Source organism: Planococcus maritimus (assembly GCF_001592825.1).
Lineage (GTDB): Bacteria > Bacillota > Bacilli > Bacillales_A > Planococcaceae > Planococcus > Planococcus maritimus_C.
This window is the reverse complement of the sequence record NZ_LTZG01000001.1, coordinates 335,632-350,934: the sequence shown is the minus strand read 5'-3', so window position 1 is coordinate 350,934 and position 15,303 is coordinate 335,632. Positions and strand designations below refer to the sequence as shown.

Annotated in this window: 16 protein-coding genes; all 16 read left to right on the top strand. The window is 46.7% G+C overall.

Annotated features, from left to right (window positions below):
- Window positions 1-2 precede the first annotated feature (2 nt).
- The 16 genes from smc (at window position 3) to dprA (ending at window position 15,253) form a co-directional block, all read left to right on the top strand.
- On the top strand, window positions 3-3,551 hold the full coding sequence (gene smc, locus AY633_RS01800; RefSeq protein ID WP_068485991.1) for a chromosome segregation protein SMC: 3,549 nt from the start codon (window positions 3-5) through the stop codon (window positions 3,549-3,551).
- An 11-nt stretch (window positions 3,552-3,562) separates the two neighbouring features.
- Window positions 3,563-4,579: a signal recognition particle-docking protein FtsY gene (ftsY, locus tag AY633_RS01795; protein ID WP_068485990.1), complete on the top strand. Its 1,017-nt coding sequence runs from the start codon at window positions 3,563-3,565 to the stop codon at window positions 4,577-4,579.
- Between the two features lie 67 nt (window positions 4,580-4,646).
- A complete protein-coding gene (locus tag AY633_RS01790; protein WP_058383565.1) occupies window positions 4,647-4,970 on the top strand; it encodes a putative DNA-binding protein in 324 nt (107 codons plus the stop codon).
- A gap of 13 nt (window positions 4,971-4,983) precedes the next feature.
- Window positions 4,984-6,342: a signal recognition particle protein gene (gene ffh / locus AY633_RS01785; protein WP_068485988.1), complete on the top strand. Its 1,359-nt coding sequence runs from the start codon at window positions 4,984-4,986 to the stop codon at window positions 6,340-6,342.
- A gap of 92 nt (window positions 6,343-6,434) precedes the next feature.
- Window positions 6,435-6,707: a 30S ribosomal protein S16 gene (rpsP, locus tag AY633_RS01780; RefSeq protein ID WP_058383567.1), complete on the top strand. Its 273-nt coding sequence runs from the start codon at window positions 6,435-6,437 to the stop codon at window positions 6,705-6,707.
- Window positions 6,708-6,719: 12 nt separating this feature from the next.
- Entirely contained in the window at window positions 6,720-6,953 is a 234-nt protein-coding gene (locus tag AY633_RS01775; protein WP_068462879.1) for a KH domain-containing protein, read from the top strand.
- 63 nt (window positions 6,954-7,016) lie between these two features.
- Window positions 7,017-7,532 carry a ribosome maturation factor RimM gene (rimM, locus tag AY633_RS01770; RefSeq protein ID WP_068485986.1) on the top strand — a complete coding sequence of 172 codons (516 nt, stop codon included), beginning with the start codon at window positions 7,017-7,019 and terminating at the stop codon, window positions 7,530-7,532.
- Window positions 7,532-8,257 carry a tRNA (guanosine(37)-N1)-methyltransferase TrmD gene (gene trmD / locus AY633_RS01765; protein ID WP_068487842.1) on the top strand — a complete coding sequence of 242 codons (726 nt, stop codon included), beginning with the start codon at window positions 7,532-7,534 and terminating at the stop codon, window positions 8,255-8,257. Before rimM ends, trmD begins: the two co-directional genes overlap by 1 nt.
- A 136-nt stretch (window positions 8,258-8,393) precedes the next feature.
- Window positions 8,394-8,738, top strand: a complete 345-nt coding sequence (gene rplS / locus AY633_RS01760; protein ID WP_068462878.1) for a 50S ribosomal protein L19 — start codon at window positions 8,394-8,396, stop codon at window positions 8,736-8,738.
- A gap of 183 nt (window positions 8,739-8,921) precedes the next feature.
- Window positions 8,922-9,479 carry a signal peptidase I gene (gene lepB / locus AY633_RS01755; RefSeq protein ID WP_068462876.1) on the top strand — a complete coding sequence of 186 codons (558 nt, stop codon included), beginning with the start codon at window positions 8,922-8,924 and terminating at the stop codon, window positions 9,477-9,479.
- Between the two features lie 11 nt (window positions 9,480-9,490).
- On the top strand, window positions 9,491-10,366 hold the full coding sequence (ylqF, locus tag AY633_RS01750; RefSeq protein ID WP_068485984.1) for a ribosome biogenesis GTPase YlqF: 876 nt from the start codon (window positions 9,491-9,493) through the stop codon (window positions 10,364-10,366).
- 55 nt (window positions 10,367-10,421) lie between these two features.
- Complete coding sequence (locus tag AY633_RS01745) at window positions 10,422-11,186, top strand: ribonuclease HII (RefSeq protein ID WP_068485983.1); 765 nt, start codon at window positions 10,422-10,424, stop codon at window positions 11,184-11,186.
- Between the two features lie 127 nt (window positions 11,187-11,313).
- A complete protein-coding gene (sucC, locus tag AY633_RS01740) occupies window positions 11,314-12,474 on the top strand; it encodes an ADP-forming succinate--CoA ligase subunit beta (RefSeq protein ID WP_058383573.1) in 1,161 nt (386 codons plus the stop codon).
- Window positions 12,475-12,492: 18 nt separating this feature from the next.
- The gene (gene sucD / locus AY633_RS01735; RefSeq protein ID WP_068462870.1) at window positions 12,493-13,395 is read left to right on the top strand and encodes a succinate--CoA ligase subunit alpha; all 903 of its coding nucleotides are present in this window, start codon (window positions 12,493-12,495) and stop codon (window positions 13,393-13,395) included.
- A gap of 140 nt (window positions 13,396-13,535) precedes the next feature.
- Window positions 13,536-14,282 carry a hypothetical protein gene (locus AY633_RS01730; RefSeq protein WP_068485981.1) on the top strand — a complete coding sequence of 249 codons (747 nt, stop codon included), beginning with the start codon at window positions 13,536-13,538 and terminating at the stop codon, window positions 14,280-14,282.
- Window positions 14,283-14,365: 83 nt separating this feature from the next.
- Window positions 14,366-15,253, top strand: coding sequence for a DNA-processing protein DprA (gene dprA / locus AY633_RS01725; RefSeq protein ID WP_068485979.1), 888 nt, complete (start codon window positions 14,366-14,368; stop codon window positions 15,251-15,253).
- Window positions 15,254-15,303 lie beyond the last annotated feature (50 nt).

The window sequence follows — 15,303 nt, the reverse complement described above, 5'->3', positions numbered from 1 at the left end:
ACATGTTTTTGAAGAGATTGGAAGTAATTGGGTTTAAATCGTTCGCTGATCGAGTTGGCATCGATTTTGTCCCGGGCGTTACCGCCGTGGTCGGGCCAAATGGCAGCGGCAAAAGCAATGTAACCGACGCAATTCGTTGGGTTCTTGGCGAGCAATCCGCGAAATCACTACGCGGTGCAAAAATGGAAGATGTCATCTTTGCCGGGAGCGATTCAAGAAAAGCGCTGAATTTTGCAGAAGTCACTTTAGTATTGGATAACACAGACGGCAAAGCCCCTCTCGATTACAGCGAAATCAGCGTAACGAGAAGGGTTTTTCGCAGTGGAGAAAGCGCTTATCTATTAAATAAGCAGGCTTGTCGTCTGAAAGATATTACTGACTTGTTCATGGATTCAGGGCTTGGCAAGGAAGCTTTTTCTATCATCTCCCAAGGAAGAGTAGACGAAATACTCAATAGTAAAGCAGATGAACGTCGGTCGATTTTTGAGGAAGCCGCCGGTGTATTGAAATACAAGCAAAGAAAACGTAAAGCTGAGTTTAAGTTAAATGAAACAGACGAAAACTTAAACCGCGTGCTAGATATTCTCCACGAACTGGATGGGCGCATGGAACCTTTGCAAATGCAGGCTTCCTCAGCCCGTGACTACCTCGATATGAGTGCGCAGCTGAAAGATGCAGACATCGCGCTATTGGCTCACGACGCAAATGCCCTGAAAGCACAACTGTCAGAGCTATCACAAGAAGCAAAGCAGCATGGAGCACAAGAGCAGCAGCTTGCTGTTGAGATTTCAGAGACGGAACGGTTGATTGCCACTTCGAAAAAATCGGTGCATGCACTGGATAAAAAAATTGATGCGGCACAAGCGGCACTAGTCGAAGCGAGTTCAGAATCCGAGAAATGGGAAGGCCGCAAATTGCTGATGTCCGAGAAAAAGCATAATGCGGATCGTCAGCGTCAGGCATTGGAAGAATCTATCAAGGCCGAACGTGAGGAAACAGCTAAATTAGAACAGCGCCTTGCACAACAACGCGAGGCTCTCGAACAACAAAAAATCCAGCAGCAAAATATCCGCAAATCAGTCCAACAGCTAGAAGCGCAATTGAACTTGACGCCTGCTGATATCGATAATGAAATCGAAACGAAAAAATCTCTCTATATCGAATTGATGAACGAACAGGCAGGATTGAAAAACGAACTGAAAAATATTGATTTCCAACAGCAGCAAATGACTGAATCGAGCGGCCGCATTGCTGCACAAGAAGCGTCGTTCGAGAAAGAACTTGCCCGTCTGTTGAAAGAAAAGCAACAAGCACAAAAAGCATACGAAGAAATTCATGCAGACCTCGACAAGAAGCGCCAGCATTTTAAAGAACAAGAAGCCAGCGCCAAGCAACTCACGGCAGATTATGACCATAAAAAATCTTTATTGTTCCAAGCCTATCAATCCCATAAACAACTCAATGCCCGCATTGATACCCTGCAGGATCTAGAAGCAGATTATTCCGGGTTTTTCCACGGGGTGCGTGAAGTCTTGCAGGCGAGAGAACGCAATGAATTGAGCGGCATTATCGGCGCGGTAGCCGAATTGGCGGATGTTCAAAAGCCATACGCTAAAGCCATCGAAACCGCATTTGGCGCAGCCAGCCAGCATATCGTCACAAGTGATGAAAAAAGTGCCAGCGAAGCGATTCGTTTCTTGAGAACGAAACGCGCAGGGCGTTCCACGTTCCTGCCAATGACGGTCATAAAGCCACGGCAGATTTCCCAGCAAGTGGTGCAATCGGTTTCTAAGCATCCGGCATTTGTCGATATCGCCTCGCAGCTCGTCAATTACGATGAACAATATGCGATGATCATCCAAAACCTGCTTGGCAATGTCTTGGTCGCAAGCGATCTTGAAGGTGCGACTTCGATAGCCAAAGCGATCGGTCACCGCTACCGTGTCGTGACATTAGACGGTGATGTCATCAATGCAGGCGGTTCCATGACAGGTGGGGCCACAAAAAACCAGGCCTCGTTCTTTACTAGAAAGGCAGAACTTGAACAATTGCAACAACAAGCGGCTGAACTTCAAGTCACCATTGTGGAAGCCGAAGGAAAAGTCCGTGAATTGCAGTCGCGTGCAGAAACCGCCGAACAGCAATTAGAGCTGCTTCGGACAGAAGGTGAGCGCTATCGCGAGCTACAAGCGGAAAGTGCCATCCATCTGCGGGAAATCGAAGCGGTATGGAAAACAACCGATAGCCGTTTCAAGCTATTCCGTGCAGAACAGCAAACCAAACAAGATCTCTCTGGCCTCGAGAACCGCAAACAAACGGCAGCCGAGCGCATGGGTGTAATTGTGCAGGAGCTCGAAAGCTTGAACGACGAAATCGAAGAATTGACCGGTTTCAAACAACAGAAAGAAACAGCAAGAGGCGAATTGCTCGCCAAGCTTGCGGAATTCAAATCAGACATGGCAGTCCGCAAAGAACGGATTCAGCAACTCACTGCGCAAGTCAGCGAATTGGTAGAACGTCACACGACAAGTCTCAATCGTCTTGCGGAGCTTGAACGGGAGCTCGAGTGGATTCAATCGGAAGAAGCATCCAAAAGCTTTTCGGATGAAGAAATCGAGGCGGAAATCCAAAAATGGTCGAATGCGCGGCAATCAGCAAGCAAAACTGTAGATGCATCTCGTAAGGAACGCCAAAAGCTGCAACATACACTTGATGAAGAAGAGCAGCAATTGCGTGAGCAAAGCCGTATTCATAAAGGGTTTACAGAAGCTGTGCGTATCTGTGAAGTGAAAGCGACCCGCCTTGAAGTGCAGTTGCAAGGCTTGCTCGACCAGCTCGTAGATCATTACGGAATGGACCTGGAGACGGCCAGCCGCTATCCGCTTGAAGGGGAAGAAGCAACCGTCAGAAAACAAGTGAAACTTCTCAAGCAATCGATCGATGAACTCGGCAGCGTCAACATCAGCGCCATTGAAGAATACGAACATGTAGCAGAGCGCCACCGCTTCTTGAGCGAACAGCGCGACGATTTGAATGAAGCAAAAGATACACTGCGCGGTTTGATCGAGGAAATGGACGAAGAAATGACTTTGCGTTTCGACGAAACCTTCCACGCTATCCGCAGCCATTTCCGCCACGTCTTCAGAGAATTGTTCGGCGGAGGTTCAGCCGATTTGGTCTTGACCAAGCCGTCAGACCTATTGATGACGGGAGTGGACATCATCGCTCAGCCGCCGGGCAAAAAATTACAGAATTTGAGTCTGTTATCAGGCGGGGAACGGGCCTTGACGGCTATTGCTTTGCTGTTTGCTATCTTAAAAGTGCGTCCTGTGCCGTTTTGTGTTCTCGATGAAGTCGAAGCGGCGCTTGATGAATCGAATGTCGTGCGGTACAGTCAGTACTTGAAAAAATTCAGCGAAGATACGCAATTTATCGTCATTACCCATCGCAAAGGAACAATGGAAGGCGCGGATGTGCTATATGGCATCACCATGCAAGAGTCCGGTATTTCCAAATTGGTTTCCGTCAAATTGCAAGAAGACATTAAATAAGGAGTGAGTCTATGAGTTTCTTTAAGAAATTAAAAGATAAATTCAGCAATAACGTTGAGGAAGAACAGTCAACCGAAAAATACCGCGAAGGCTTAAGCAAGACGCGGACTGGCTTCACATCTAAAATCAATGATTTGGTCGCGCGCTACCGGAAAGTCGATGAAGACTTTTTCGAAGAACTTGAAGAAGTGCTATTGCAGGCAGATGTTGGCTTTGAAACCGTTATCGAATTGATGGAAGAATTGCGTTTTGAAGTACAGCGCCAAAATGTCAAAGATACCACCAACGTGCAATCGGTCATTTCCGAAAAATTGGTCGAGATTTACGAGTCGGGTGACCAGCAGCTAAGTGAATTGACGTTCGCCGAATCTGGCCCGACGGTTATTTTGATGGTCGGCGTCAACGGTGTCGGCAAAACGACGACGATTGGCAAACTGGCCCAGCGCCTGAAAAACGAAGGAAAGTCCGTCATGCTAGCAGCAGGTGATACATTCCGCGCCGGTGCCATCGATCAACTCGATGTGTGGGGGCAGCGCGTGGGTGTAGAAACCATCAAGCAAAGCGAAGGGTCCGACCCGGCAGCGGTCATGTACGACGCGGTGCGTGCTGCGAAATCACGCAATATCGATGTCTTGATTTGCGACACGGCAGGCCGTTTGCAAAACAAGGTCAATTTGATGAATGAATTGCAGAAAGTGCATCGCGTCATTGCCCGAGAAATTCCTGGGGCACCGCATGAGGTGTTGCTTGCGTTAGACGCGACAACGGGCCAAAATGCCATGATTCAAGCACAAACGTTTAAAGAAGTAACCGAAGTAACAGGCATCGTCTTAACGAAGCTTGACGGAACGGCAAAAGGCGGTATCGTCCTCGCAATCCGCAACAAGCTCAATATTCCAGTGAAATTCGTCGGACTTGGTGAAAAACTGGATGACCTTCAGCCGTTCGACCCGCAGAAATACGTTTACGGATTGTTTGCCGAAGGTTTAGACCGTGAAGAACAACAGGAAATAAACGCAGACAAGTAAAATTACTTGACGGAGTCGCCGTGATTCAGTATGGTATACAGGAGTATGAATGGGGTGAGCGTCATTGATGGGGCTAGAAAAAACGACCAGAATGAACTATCTTTTTGATTTTTATCAGGAGCTGCTGACGCCCAAACAGCGCAGCTATATGAGCTTGTATTACCTGGATGACCATTCGCTCGGTGAGATTGCCGAAGAGTATGAAATTACGCGCCAAGCGGTATATGATAATATCCGCCGGACCGAAGCGATGCTAGAAGAATACGAGGAGAAGTTGCAGCTGTTCGAAAAGTTTCAGCGGCGTCAGCAACTCGTCTCGACTTTTGAAAAACAGCCATTCACAGATGACAATGTCCAGAAATTTTTGGACGAGTTGAAGGAATGGGACTAGGAGGCGGTATATAGTGGCATTTGAAGGATTATCTGAACGCCTGCAAGGAACGATGACCAAAATCAAAGGCAAAGGGAAATTGTCCGAAGCAGACGTAAAAGAGATGATGCGCGAAGTCCGCTTTGCCTTGATTGAAGCGGATGTCAACTTGAAAGTGATCAAGTCGTTCATTAAGAAAGTCAGTGAACGTGCGGTTGGCCTTGAAGTTATGGAGAGCTTAACGCCAGGGCAGCAAGTCGTAAAAATCGTTAAAGATGAACTGACGGAGTTGATGGGCGGAGAGCAAAGCAAAATTGACTTTTCAACGCGACAGCCAACGGTTATCATGATGGTCGGCTTGCAAGGGGCCGGTAAGACAACGACGACCGGTAAGCTTGCAGGAGTGCTGCGCAAGAAGAATAACCGCAAGCCATTGCTAGTTGCAGCGGACGTCTACCGCCCAGCTGCAATCAATCAGCTTGAGACGATTGGCAAACAATTATCGTTGCCGGTATTCTCGAAAGGGACGGACGCGAATCCAGTCGATATCGCTCGTGAAGCGATTGATTACGCGAAAGCGGAACATCTGGATACAGTCATTATCGATACGGCAGGGCGGTTGCATGTCGATGAGCAATTGATGCAGGAGCTAAAAGACATTCGGTCGATCAAAGAGCCGGATGAAATTTTCCTTGTCGTCGATTCGATGACTGGTCAGGATGCGGTCAATGTAGCGCAAAGCTTTGATGATGCAATCGGCATTACAGGGGTCGTCTTGACGAAGCTTGATGGCGACACGCGCGGTGGTGCAGCATTATCAATTCGCACCGTCACGGAAAAGCCAATCAAGTACATCGGTACAGGCGAGAAGATGGACGCGCTAGAACCATTCCACCCAGAACGTATGGCTTCCCGCATACTCGGCATGGGCGATATGCTGTCTTTAATCGAAAAAGCGCAAACGAACGTCGATGAGGCGAAGGCGAAAGAACTGGAAGAGAAATTCCGCACGTCTTCGTTCACATTCGATGATTTTCTTGAGCAATTGGATCAAGTAAAGCAAATGGGGCCGCTTGATGAAATTTTGAAGATGCTCCCAGGCGCGGGTAAAATCAAAGGCCTTGAAAACGCTAAAGTGGACGAGAGCCAAATGGGACGCGTCGAAGCGATTATCCGCTCGATGACGATCCAGGAGAAGACGACTCCCGAAATCATCAATGCAAACCGTAAAAAACGGATTGCCCGTGGTTCCGGAACGTCCATCCAAGACATTAATAGGCTGCTTAAGCAGTTTGAAGACATGAAAAAAATGATGAAACAAATGTCCGGAATGGCCGGCAAAAAGGGCAAGAAAAAGATGTCGATGCCAGGCCTGGACACGCTTTTTAAGTAAATTTAGTAGTGTTAAGAAAAAATACTTTACAAACCTTTTAAAGCTTGCTAATATAATATCTTGTGTGAAACTATTCGGAGGTGCTTTATAAAATGGCAGTAAAAATTCGCTTAAAACGTATGGGAGCTAAAAAATCTCCTTTCTACCGTATTGTAGTCGCTGATTCACGTGCTCCACGTGACGGCCGTCAAATCAAAACAGTGGGTACTTACAACCCGCTAACAGTTCCAGCTGAAGTTAAAATCGACGAAGAATTGGCGTTGAAATGGCTTCACGATGGCGCTAAACCATCTGACACAGTACGCAACTTGTTCTCTCAGAACGGCATTATGGAGAAATTCCATAACGAAAAACTAAACAAGTAAGGGAGCGTTCTTATGGAGCAGCTGATTGAAACGATCGTCAAGCCGCTAGTTGATTATCCGGAAGCAGTTCGTATTGAAAAAGACGAAAACACTAACCGCGTCGTCTACAAGCTTTCCGTGCATCCGAGCGATACAGGGAAAGTAATCGGCAAGCAAGGACGTGTGGCAAAAGCCGTACGCTCTGTCGTCTATTCAGCAGCAGGAAATTATCATAAGAAAAAAACGTATCTCGATATTGTGGATTGAAAAGGAAGGAGCCCCGGTTCCTTCCTTTTTTTTCAGGAAAAAATTAGAGGAAGGGTGTTACGTGTGGAATGGTTTAACGTAGGAAAAATAGTCAATACTCACGGGATCCGCGGGGAAGTGCGCGTGATGTCACGCACTGATTTCCCAGAAGAGCGGTTCGCGATCGGCAATAAGCTCGGGCTTTTCACAGTCGGTGCGAAAAAGCCGATCATGGTCAAAGTGGCGAGCCACCGTACTCATAAAAACTTCAATCTTTTATCTTTCGAAGGGTATCCGACCATTAACGATGTCGAAGCTTTCAAAGAAGGTTATTTGAAAATTGCTGAACACGATCTTGGCGATTTGGAGGAAGATGCCTTCTACCATCACGAAATCCTTGGCTGCCTAGTGGTTTCTGTTGAAGGCGAGGAAATCGGGAAAGTAACGGAAATTTTGGAGACTGGTGCCAATGATGTCTGGGAAGTAACCCCAGCAACAGGCAAAAAGCATTACATCCCGTATATCGAAGACGTCGTCAAGGAAGTCGACATCGATGAAAAGAAAATCACTATCGATGTCTTGGACGGCTTGCTGTCATGATGAACATCCAAGTATTGTCTCTTTTTCCGCCCATGTTCGACGGGGTCTTCCAGCACTCGATCATGAAAAAAGCGCAGGACAAAGGTGCGGTATCTTTAGGGGTCGTCGATATCCGTGAGTTTGCCGACAATAAGCGCCAAGTGGATGACTACCCGTTTGGAGGAGGCGCCGGCATGGTGCTGAAGCCTGAACCGGTATTCAATGCAGTTGAGAGCATCACAAAAGGCAAAAAGCCGCGTGTCATCTTGATGTGCCCTCAAGGCGAACGCTTTACGCAGAAGAAGGCGGAAGAACTTGCCCGTGAAGAGGAATTGGTCTTTATTTGCGGTCATTACGAAGGCTATGATGAACGCATCCGCGAACATTTGGTCACGGATGAGATCTCCATCGGCGATTTTGTGCTGACTGGCGGGGAGCTTGCGGCCATGACGGTCATCGACAGTGTCGTTCGCTTATTGCCTGGCGTCCTCGGCAATAGCGACTCTCCAGTCCGTGATTCTTTCTCGACAGGTCTGTTGGAGCATCCTCATTACACGCGGCCCGCGAATTTTAGAGACATGACAGTTCCTGCCGTCTTAACTTCGGGGAACCATGCAAAAATTGAGGAATGGCGAGAAGAGCAAGGGATAAAGCGGACGCTCGAGCGCCGTCCTGACCTCTTTGAGCATGTTGAACTTACCGCACAGCAAAAAAGTGTATTGGCGCGTTTAAAAGCCGAAAAATAAATCAAGATAGCTCTTGCAGACATAGGTGCAAAGTGATAACATGGAGAATGTACTTTTATGTAAAGTACACGAATCACGGTGTTCCGCTGCAACTAGCAAGAACTGCAAGAGCATCTGTAGAAGGAGAGAAAAAAACATGCAAAACATCATTACTGAAATCACTAAAGAACAACTTCGTGAGGATCACCCAGCGTTCCGTCCAGGAGACACTGTTCGCGTCCACGTGAAAGTTGTCGAGGGTACTCGCGAACGTATCCAGGTATACGAAGGAGTCGTTATCAGCCGTCGTGGAGGCGGAATCAGTGAATCATTCACTGTTCGTAAAATCTCCTACGGTGTAGGTGTGGAACGTACATTCCCTGTACACACGCCGAAAATTGCTCAGCTTGAAGTTACTCGCCGTGGTAAAGTACGTCGTGCTAAATTGTACTACTTGCGCAATCTACGCGGTAAAGCAGCACGTATCAAAGAAATCCGTTAATATTGCAAGGACAGGAGAAGGCTTATCACCTTCTTCTTTTGCATTCAAAAGGCCTGGGCTGATTGCCTGGGCCTTTTATTGTCCTTTTTTAATCATCAATAGCTATGACGGCGCTTTTCTTTTCTTTGCTAAACACCTTGTTTCGCTGTACAATTAAAGCATTAAGCGCGGGGAGGAACACGCATGGAAGCTGAAGGGAAAAAGAAAAATGAAGTATGGGAATGGTCCAAAGCTCTGTTGATCGCGTTCGGCCTTGCGGCAATTATTCGCTTTTTCTTATTTACACCTATTGTGGTGGACGGCGAATCGATGATGCCCACTCTTGAACATGGAGATCGGATGATCGTCAATAAAATCGGCTACGATATCGGCGAGCCAGACCGGTTCGATATCATCGTATTTCATGCACCGGAACAAAAAGACTATATCAAGCGGGTCATCGGCTTACCAGGCGACCATATTGCCTATGAGGAAGACCAGCTATTAATAAATGGAGAAGCAGTAGAAGAACCTTATTTGGATCAATACAAAACGGGCATTTCCGGTACCTTGACGGAAGACTTTACGCTCGAGGATAAAACTAGCTATTCCACGATTCCGGAAGGCTATGTTTTCGTGATGGGAGATAATCGCAGAGCGAGCAAGGACAGCCGCCACATCGGGTTGGTATCGATCGACGAAGTCATCGGCAATACGAATTTTGTTTTTTGGCCGGTCGATGAAGCCGGCATTGTAAATTAAGGAGTGATGGCATGACGATTCAATGGTTTCCTGGCCATATGGCGAAAGCGCGTCGGGAAGTAACAGAAAAACTTAAATTGGTGGATATCATTTTTGAATTGGTGGATGCGCGATTGCCGCTATCATCCCGCAATCCGATGATCGACCAAGTGATCCAGCAAAAACCACGACTGATTATCCTCAATAAAATGGATATGGCAGACGAGCGGGAAACGAAAAAATGGATCCAACACTTCGAGAACGAAGGGACCCGGGCAGTGGCGATCAATTCCTTAGAAGGAAAAGGGCTGCAGACGGTCACCAAAGCCTCGAAAGAGATTCTAAAAGAAAAATGGGACCGCATGGAAGCGAAAGGTATTAAGCCGCGCGCCATCCGTGCCATGATTGTCGGCATTCCGAACGTTGGGAAATCGACATTGATCAATCGGCTGGCGAAAAAAAGCTTAGCGAAAACAGGCAATATGCCGGGGGTCACAAAAGCCCAGCAATGGATTAAAGTCGGCAAAGAAATTGAATTGCTCGACACGCCAGGCATTCTCTGGCCGAAATTTGAAGACCAGGAAACCGGGCAAAAACTTGCGGTCACTGGAGCAATCAAGGATTCGGTCATTCAAATGCAAGAACTAGCGATTTACGCACTGAAATTTTTGGAAGAGCGCTATCCGGACCGTTTGATGGAACGCTACGGCATTGACCATATCGATGAAGATTTGGTGAAGACTTTCGATCATATCGGCAAAAAACGTTATATGATTGGCCCCGACAACGAAGTTGATTATGAAATGACAGCAGAAATCATTGTCCGCGATATCCGCAATCAGCATCTCGGCCGCATCACATTCGATTACCACGATGAAATGATTGCAGAACAAGACGAATTGGCATAAGGCAGCGGGTCCTTCAATAGGGCCCGCTATTTCTTTGCGAAAAAGGAGTGGCGAGATGGAAACAACAGCATCGATCAAAAAAAGGTTACAACAGGCTGAAACATTCGAACCCTGGATGGAAGACCTCAAGGATGATTCACGCAAAAGCGTTCAGCAAGCGCTTGCTTCTTGGCAGCGACGTTACGATAAAAAACTTATTTTGCTTCGCCGGCTGGAAGAAAAACAAGCCTTCGATCGGCAGTTCAAGGAACAAAACCACTCTCTCGTCTGCGGAATCGATGAAGCGGGCAGGGGTCCGCTCGCTGGACCAGTTGTGACGGCAGCTGTCATCTTGCCAGAAGATTGCAGCGCTTTTATCGGGTTGGATGATTCGAAGATGATCGCAAAAGCAAAACGCAATGAATTAGCGCAACTAATTAAAGAACAAGCCATTAGCTGGTCGGTCCACATCCAGCCGCCTGAAGCCATCGACCGGCTGAATATTTACCAGGCTACGAAACAATCGATGGAAGCCGCAGCAACCAGTTTGGCTACAGCACCGGATGTCGTATTGGCAGATGCGATGAAATTAACCGTTGCGATGCCATCTGAAGCGATCATTAAAGGTGATGCGAAAAGTTTATGTATCGCTGCTGCCTCAATTCTGGCAAAGACCGGAAGAGATGATTTGATGGACGAATACGCACAATTATATCCACAATACGGTTTCTCGAAGCATGCAGGATACGGCACTACAGAACACTTAGCCGCACTCGATACGCACGGCCCTTGCCCAATCCACCGTAAAACCTTCGAACCGGTGAAATCGATGGTCCGATAACGATAAGAGACGGAAAATTCGAAGTTTTATGCAGAGTGGCTGTCAGCTGTGGACATTCCATGGCAACTTTAATACAATGGTAGAGGCAATAAAATTAAGAGACAGATGTTTGATTGGAGGATGACAGATGAATATCCATGAATATCAGGGAAAACAGGTCCTGAAACAATATGGCGTATCAGTTCCAGAAGGCCATGTTGCTTTTTCACCTGAAGAAGCAGTCAAAGCAGCGAAAGAACTTGGTTCGGATGTTGTCGTTGTTAAAGCCCAAATCCACGCAGGTGGTCGAGGCAAGGCAGGCGGCGTCAAGCTGGCGAAAAACTTGGACGAAGTGCGTGAATATGCGAAGGAATTGCTTGGCAAGGTCCTCGTAACGCATCAGACAGGCCCAGAAGGTAAAGAAGTTAAACGCCTTTATATCGAAGCGGGCAGCAACATCGAGAAGGAATACTATCTTGGATTGGTTCTTGACCGTGAAACTTCCCTAGTCAACTTGATGGGATCTGAAGAAGGCGGCATGGACATTGAAGAAGTAGCAGCAAACACGCCGGAGCGAATCTTCTACGAAGCAATCGATCCTGTCGTTGGTTTGACTGGTTTCCAGGCTCGTCGCATGGCGTTCAACATGAACATCCCAGCTAAACTTGTCAACAAAGCAGCGAAATTGATGCTTGGCCTCTACCAGGCTTATGTGGAAAAAGACGCAGCAATCGTTGAAATCAACCCATTGGTCGTTACAGGCGACGGGCAAGTAGTGGCTTTGGACGCGAAGTTCAACTTCGATGCCAATGCACTATACCGTCATCAGGACATCATGGAAATGCGCGATTACGATGAAGAAGATGCAAAAGAAATCGAAGCTTCTAAGTATGACTTGAGCTATATTTCTTTGGATGGAAACATCGGCTGTATGGTTAACGGTGCCGGCCTTGCTATGGCAACAATGGATACGATCAACTATTACGGCGGCTCACCCGCTAACTTCCTTGACGTTGGGGGCGGTGCCACCGCTGAGAAAGTAACGGAAGCATTCAAGATCATTCTTTCTGATAAGAATGTCAAAGGAATCTTCGTTAACATTTTCGGCGGAATCATGAAGTGTGACATCATTGCGGAAGGTGTTATCCAAGCAGCGAAAGAAGTTAGCCTGGAAGTGCCATTAGTCGTCCGTCTTGAAGGAACAAACGTAGAAATCGGTAAAAAACTGCTGAACGAATCAGGTCTGAACATCGTAGCTGCTGGCACTATGGCAGATGGCGCGAAACAGATCGTAGAACTTGTAGGCTAAAGAAGGGCAGGGACAATAATGAGCGTATACATTAATAAAGACACTAAAGTGCTTGTACAAGGAATTACAGGGTCAACTGCCCTTTTCCACACAAAGCAAATGCTTGAATACGGAACGAAAATCGTTGCGGGTGTAACACCAGGCAAGGGCGGAACTGAAGTTGAAGGCGTACCTGTATTCAATACAGTTCAAGATGCCGTAAAAGCTACAGGTGCCAATGTATCTGTAATTTATGTACCGGCTCCTTTTGCTGCTGACGCAATTCTTGAAGCAACAGAAGCTGAGTTGGATATGGCAATCTGCATCACTGAACACATTCCAGTATTGGACATGGTCAAAGTGAAGCGTTATATGGAAGGCAAGAAAACACGTCTTGTCGGACCAAACTGCCCGGGTGTTATCACTCCGGACGAATGTAAAATCGGCATCATGCCTGGATACATTCACAAAAAAGGACATGTCGGTGTAGTATCACGCTCTGGTACGTTGACGTACGAAGCGACTCACCAATTGTCTGAAGAAGGTATCGGCCAGTCAACTGCTGTCGGTATCGGCGGAGACCCGGTCAACGGCACGAACTTCATCGACGTCTTGAAAGAGTTCAACGAAGATGAAGATACGTATGCAGTTGTTATGATCGGTGAAATCGGTGGGACAGCTGAAGAAGAAGCGGCAGAATGGGTTAAGGCGAACATGACGAAACCTGTTGTCGGCTTTATCGGCGGTCAAACAGCTCCAGAAGGAAAACGCATGGGCCACGCCGGTGCGATCATTTCCGGAGGCAAAGGGACAGCTGCAGACAAGATTAAAGCAATGAACGCTGCTGGAATCGAAGTTGCAGATACACCTTCAGTTATCGGCGAAACTTTGATCAACGTGATCAAAGAAAAAGGCCTTTACGACGCTTGTAAAACTCATTAATATACGAAACCCCGGAGCATCTTTTAGATGTTTCGGGGTTTTTTGCTTTTTAACGACCCAGAACATAAATTTTGAACGAATATGCAAGCTGTCATTTATAATAGAAAGAACAGTAACGAGCGCACGTAGGAGGGCATGGAATGGCAATAGAATGGATCTTTTGGGGACTAGTGGCAGCGTTTATCGCTGCGTTTTTCGGTATGAAAATCGTCAAGAAAAGAACGAAATCGAGGGAACTGGAAGTGCAAAAGCGGGCGATTATGAATGAGTTCGTATTGCCTTTTTTACCTGAAGTCATGAGCTTTTATCATTTGGAAGTGTTAGGAAAAGATCCTTTTTCGGTTGTAGATAGCGAAAAGCTGCTCCATGGCATTTGCAGTCTCAGCCGTCAAGAAACGTATCGGCGATTTGACCGCAATGGAGCGCTCATTCATTTGCAAGAATTAGGTGCATCAGCAAAAGAAGACCATCAAAAGCTATTAATGTTTCTTTTTTGGTATCTGGATTATTCAATTGGCATATTAGAAGCTGTACCGGAGGAAACCAATTTCTTAATACGGGAAGCCAAGCTGCTTGAAAAACAATTCGCGGTCTGGTGTATTTGTCATGAAGAATTACGTATGGATGCGCCTGACAGCGTACTTGAATTGATTCACTACAGTTCGTATTTTGCTGGCGTATTGAAGCAAATGGAAACGGGGGTTTTTCGGGAAATGATGGCGGATGATGAACTGCGAAACGAACGGCGGGGAAATTTTGTGCGCATCATTTTCCAGGGATTCGAAAACAATGCTCAAGGACTAGTGGAGCTGGAGGCAATCGAACAATTTCATGAACATTTCAAGAAACATTATACTCAACGGAACAAAAAATTAATCCGTTTTTAATATATTTACGGATTGTCTTTGAAGCTCTATGATTAAGGAAGGTGCAGCTTTATTGTACTTAACTTAAATAGAGGAGGACTGTCATGAACGAAGAATTCACGCAACGCCTGCTAGCCTTGCATTACGTATACCCTAAAGCTTTGAACCGCATCGCCCCATTAATGAAGGACGATCCAGAACTTGAATACCTGCATTGTCGAAGTCCTATCGATCTCTCGGAAACGCTTCAAATCTCCCTGGAAAAGGCGATAGCCTTAAAGCGCTCATACCTCACCTACGTCAACACCCCCTTTATGGAAATTTACAACAAACAGCAAATCCACGTCATTTCCTACCGCCATCCTCTTTTTCCATCCTCTTTGCATGAGTTGATTGATCCACCTGCAGTACTTTATTTGAAAGGCGATTCCGCTTTACTTGAAGCACCTGAAAAAATAGCCGTCATCGGTTCTAGGAAAGCCCATGGCTATTCGCGATCGGTCATACAAGAATTACTCCCGCCTTTACTGGCAGAAGGCTTTGTCGTTGTTAGTGGATTGGCGAAAGGCGCCGATGCAATGGCGCATCAATGCGCGATCGATTCCGGCGGAAAAACGATCGCTGTCATAGGGAGCGGCTTCTTGCATCGCTACCCGAAAATGAACGAGGAGTTGTTCTTTATAATAGAAGAAACTCAATTGCTGCTAAGCGAATATCCACCGTATATGCCACCTCGAAAGTGGAATTTCCCAATGCGCAATCGCATTATCAGTGGCTTGTCAAAAGGCATCATTGTCACGGAAGCGGAAGTAAAAAGTGGCACACTGAGTACGATTGAGCATGCCTTAGACCATGGAAAAGATATCTTTACTGTTCCTGGAGATATCTTTTCCCCGCTTTCCGCCGGTCCGCATAAATTAATTGCAGAAGGCGCAAAACCGGTGTGGCACGGGGGTCAAGTGCTTGAAGAATACCGCCAATTAAGAAGCTGAAAACAGTCGCTTCGACGAAAAACCTTGCAATCAACCAAAAACTGTTATAC

Excerpts from the sequence above, each read along its gene's own strand:
- trmD (WP_068487842.1), top strand. The coding sequence starts at position 7,532 with ATGAACATCCAAGTATTGTCTCTTTTTCCGCCCATGTTCGACGGGGTC.
- sucD (WP_068462870.1), top strand. The coding sequence starts at position 12,493 with ATGAGCGTATACATTAATAAAGACACTAAAGTGCTTGTACAAGGAATT.
- lepB (WP_068462876.1), top strand. The coding sequence starts at position 8,922 with ATGGAAGCTGAAGGGAAAAAGAAAAATGAAGTATGGGAATGGTCCAAA.
- rpsP (WP_058383567.1), top strand. The coding sequence starts at position 6,435 with ATGGCAGTAAAAATTCGCTTAAAACGTATGGGAGCTAAAAAATCTCCT.
- AY633_RS01730 (WP_068485981.1), top strand. The coding sequence starts at position 13,536 with ATGGCAATAGAATGGATCTTTTGGGGACTAGTGGCAGCGTTTATCGCT.
- rplS (WP_068462878.1), top strand. The coding sequence starts at position 8,394 with ATGCAAAACATCATTACTGAAATCACTAAAGAACAACTTCGTGAGGAT.
- AY633_RS01745 (WP_068485983.1), top strand. The coding sequence starts at position 10,422 with ATGGAAACAACAGCATCGATCAAAAAAAGGTTACAACAGGCTGAAACA.
- smc (WP_068485991.1), top strand. The coding sequence starts at position 3 with ATGTTTTTGAAGAGATTGGAAGTAATTGGGTTTAAATCGTTCGCTGAT.
- AY633_RS01775 (WP_068462879.1), top strand. The coding sequence starts at position 6,720 with ATGGAGCAGCTGATTGAAACGATCGTCAAGCCGCTAGTTGATTATCCG.
- dprA (WP_068485979.1), top strand. The coding sequence starts at position 14,366 with ATGAACGAAGAATTCACGCAACGCCTGCTAGCCTTGCATTACGTATAC.
- AY633_RS01790 (WP_058383565.1), top strand. The coding sequence starts at position 4,647 with ATGGGGCTAGAAAAAACGACCAGAATGAACTATCTTTTTGATTTTTAT.
- ftsY (WP_068485990.1), top strand. The coding sequence starts at position 3,563 with ATGAGTTTCTTTAAGAAATTAAAAGATAAATTCAGCAATAACGTTGAG.
- sucC (WP_058383573.1), top strand. The coding sequence starts at position 11,314 with ATGAATATCCATGAATATCAGGGAAAACAGGTCCTGAAACAATATGGC.
- ylqF (WP_068485984.1), top strand. The coding sequence starts at position 9,491 with ATGACGATTCAATGGTTTCCTGGCCATATGGCGAAAGCGCGTCGGGAA.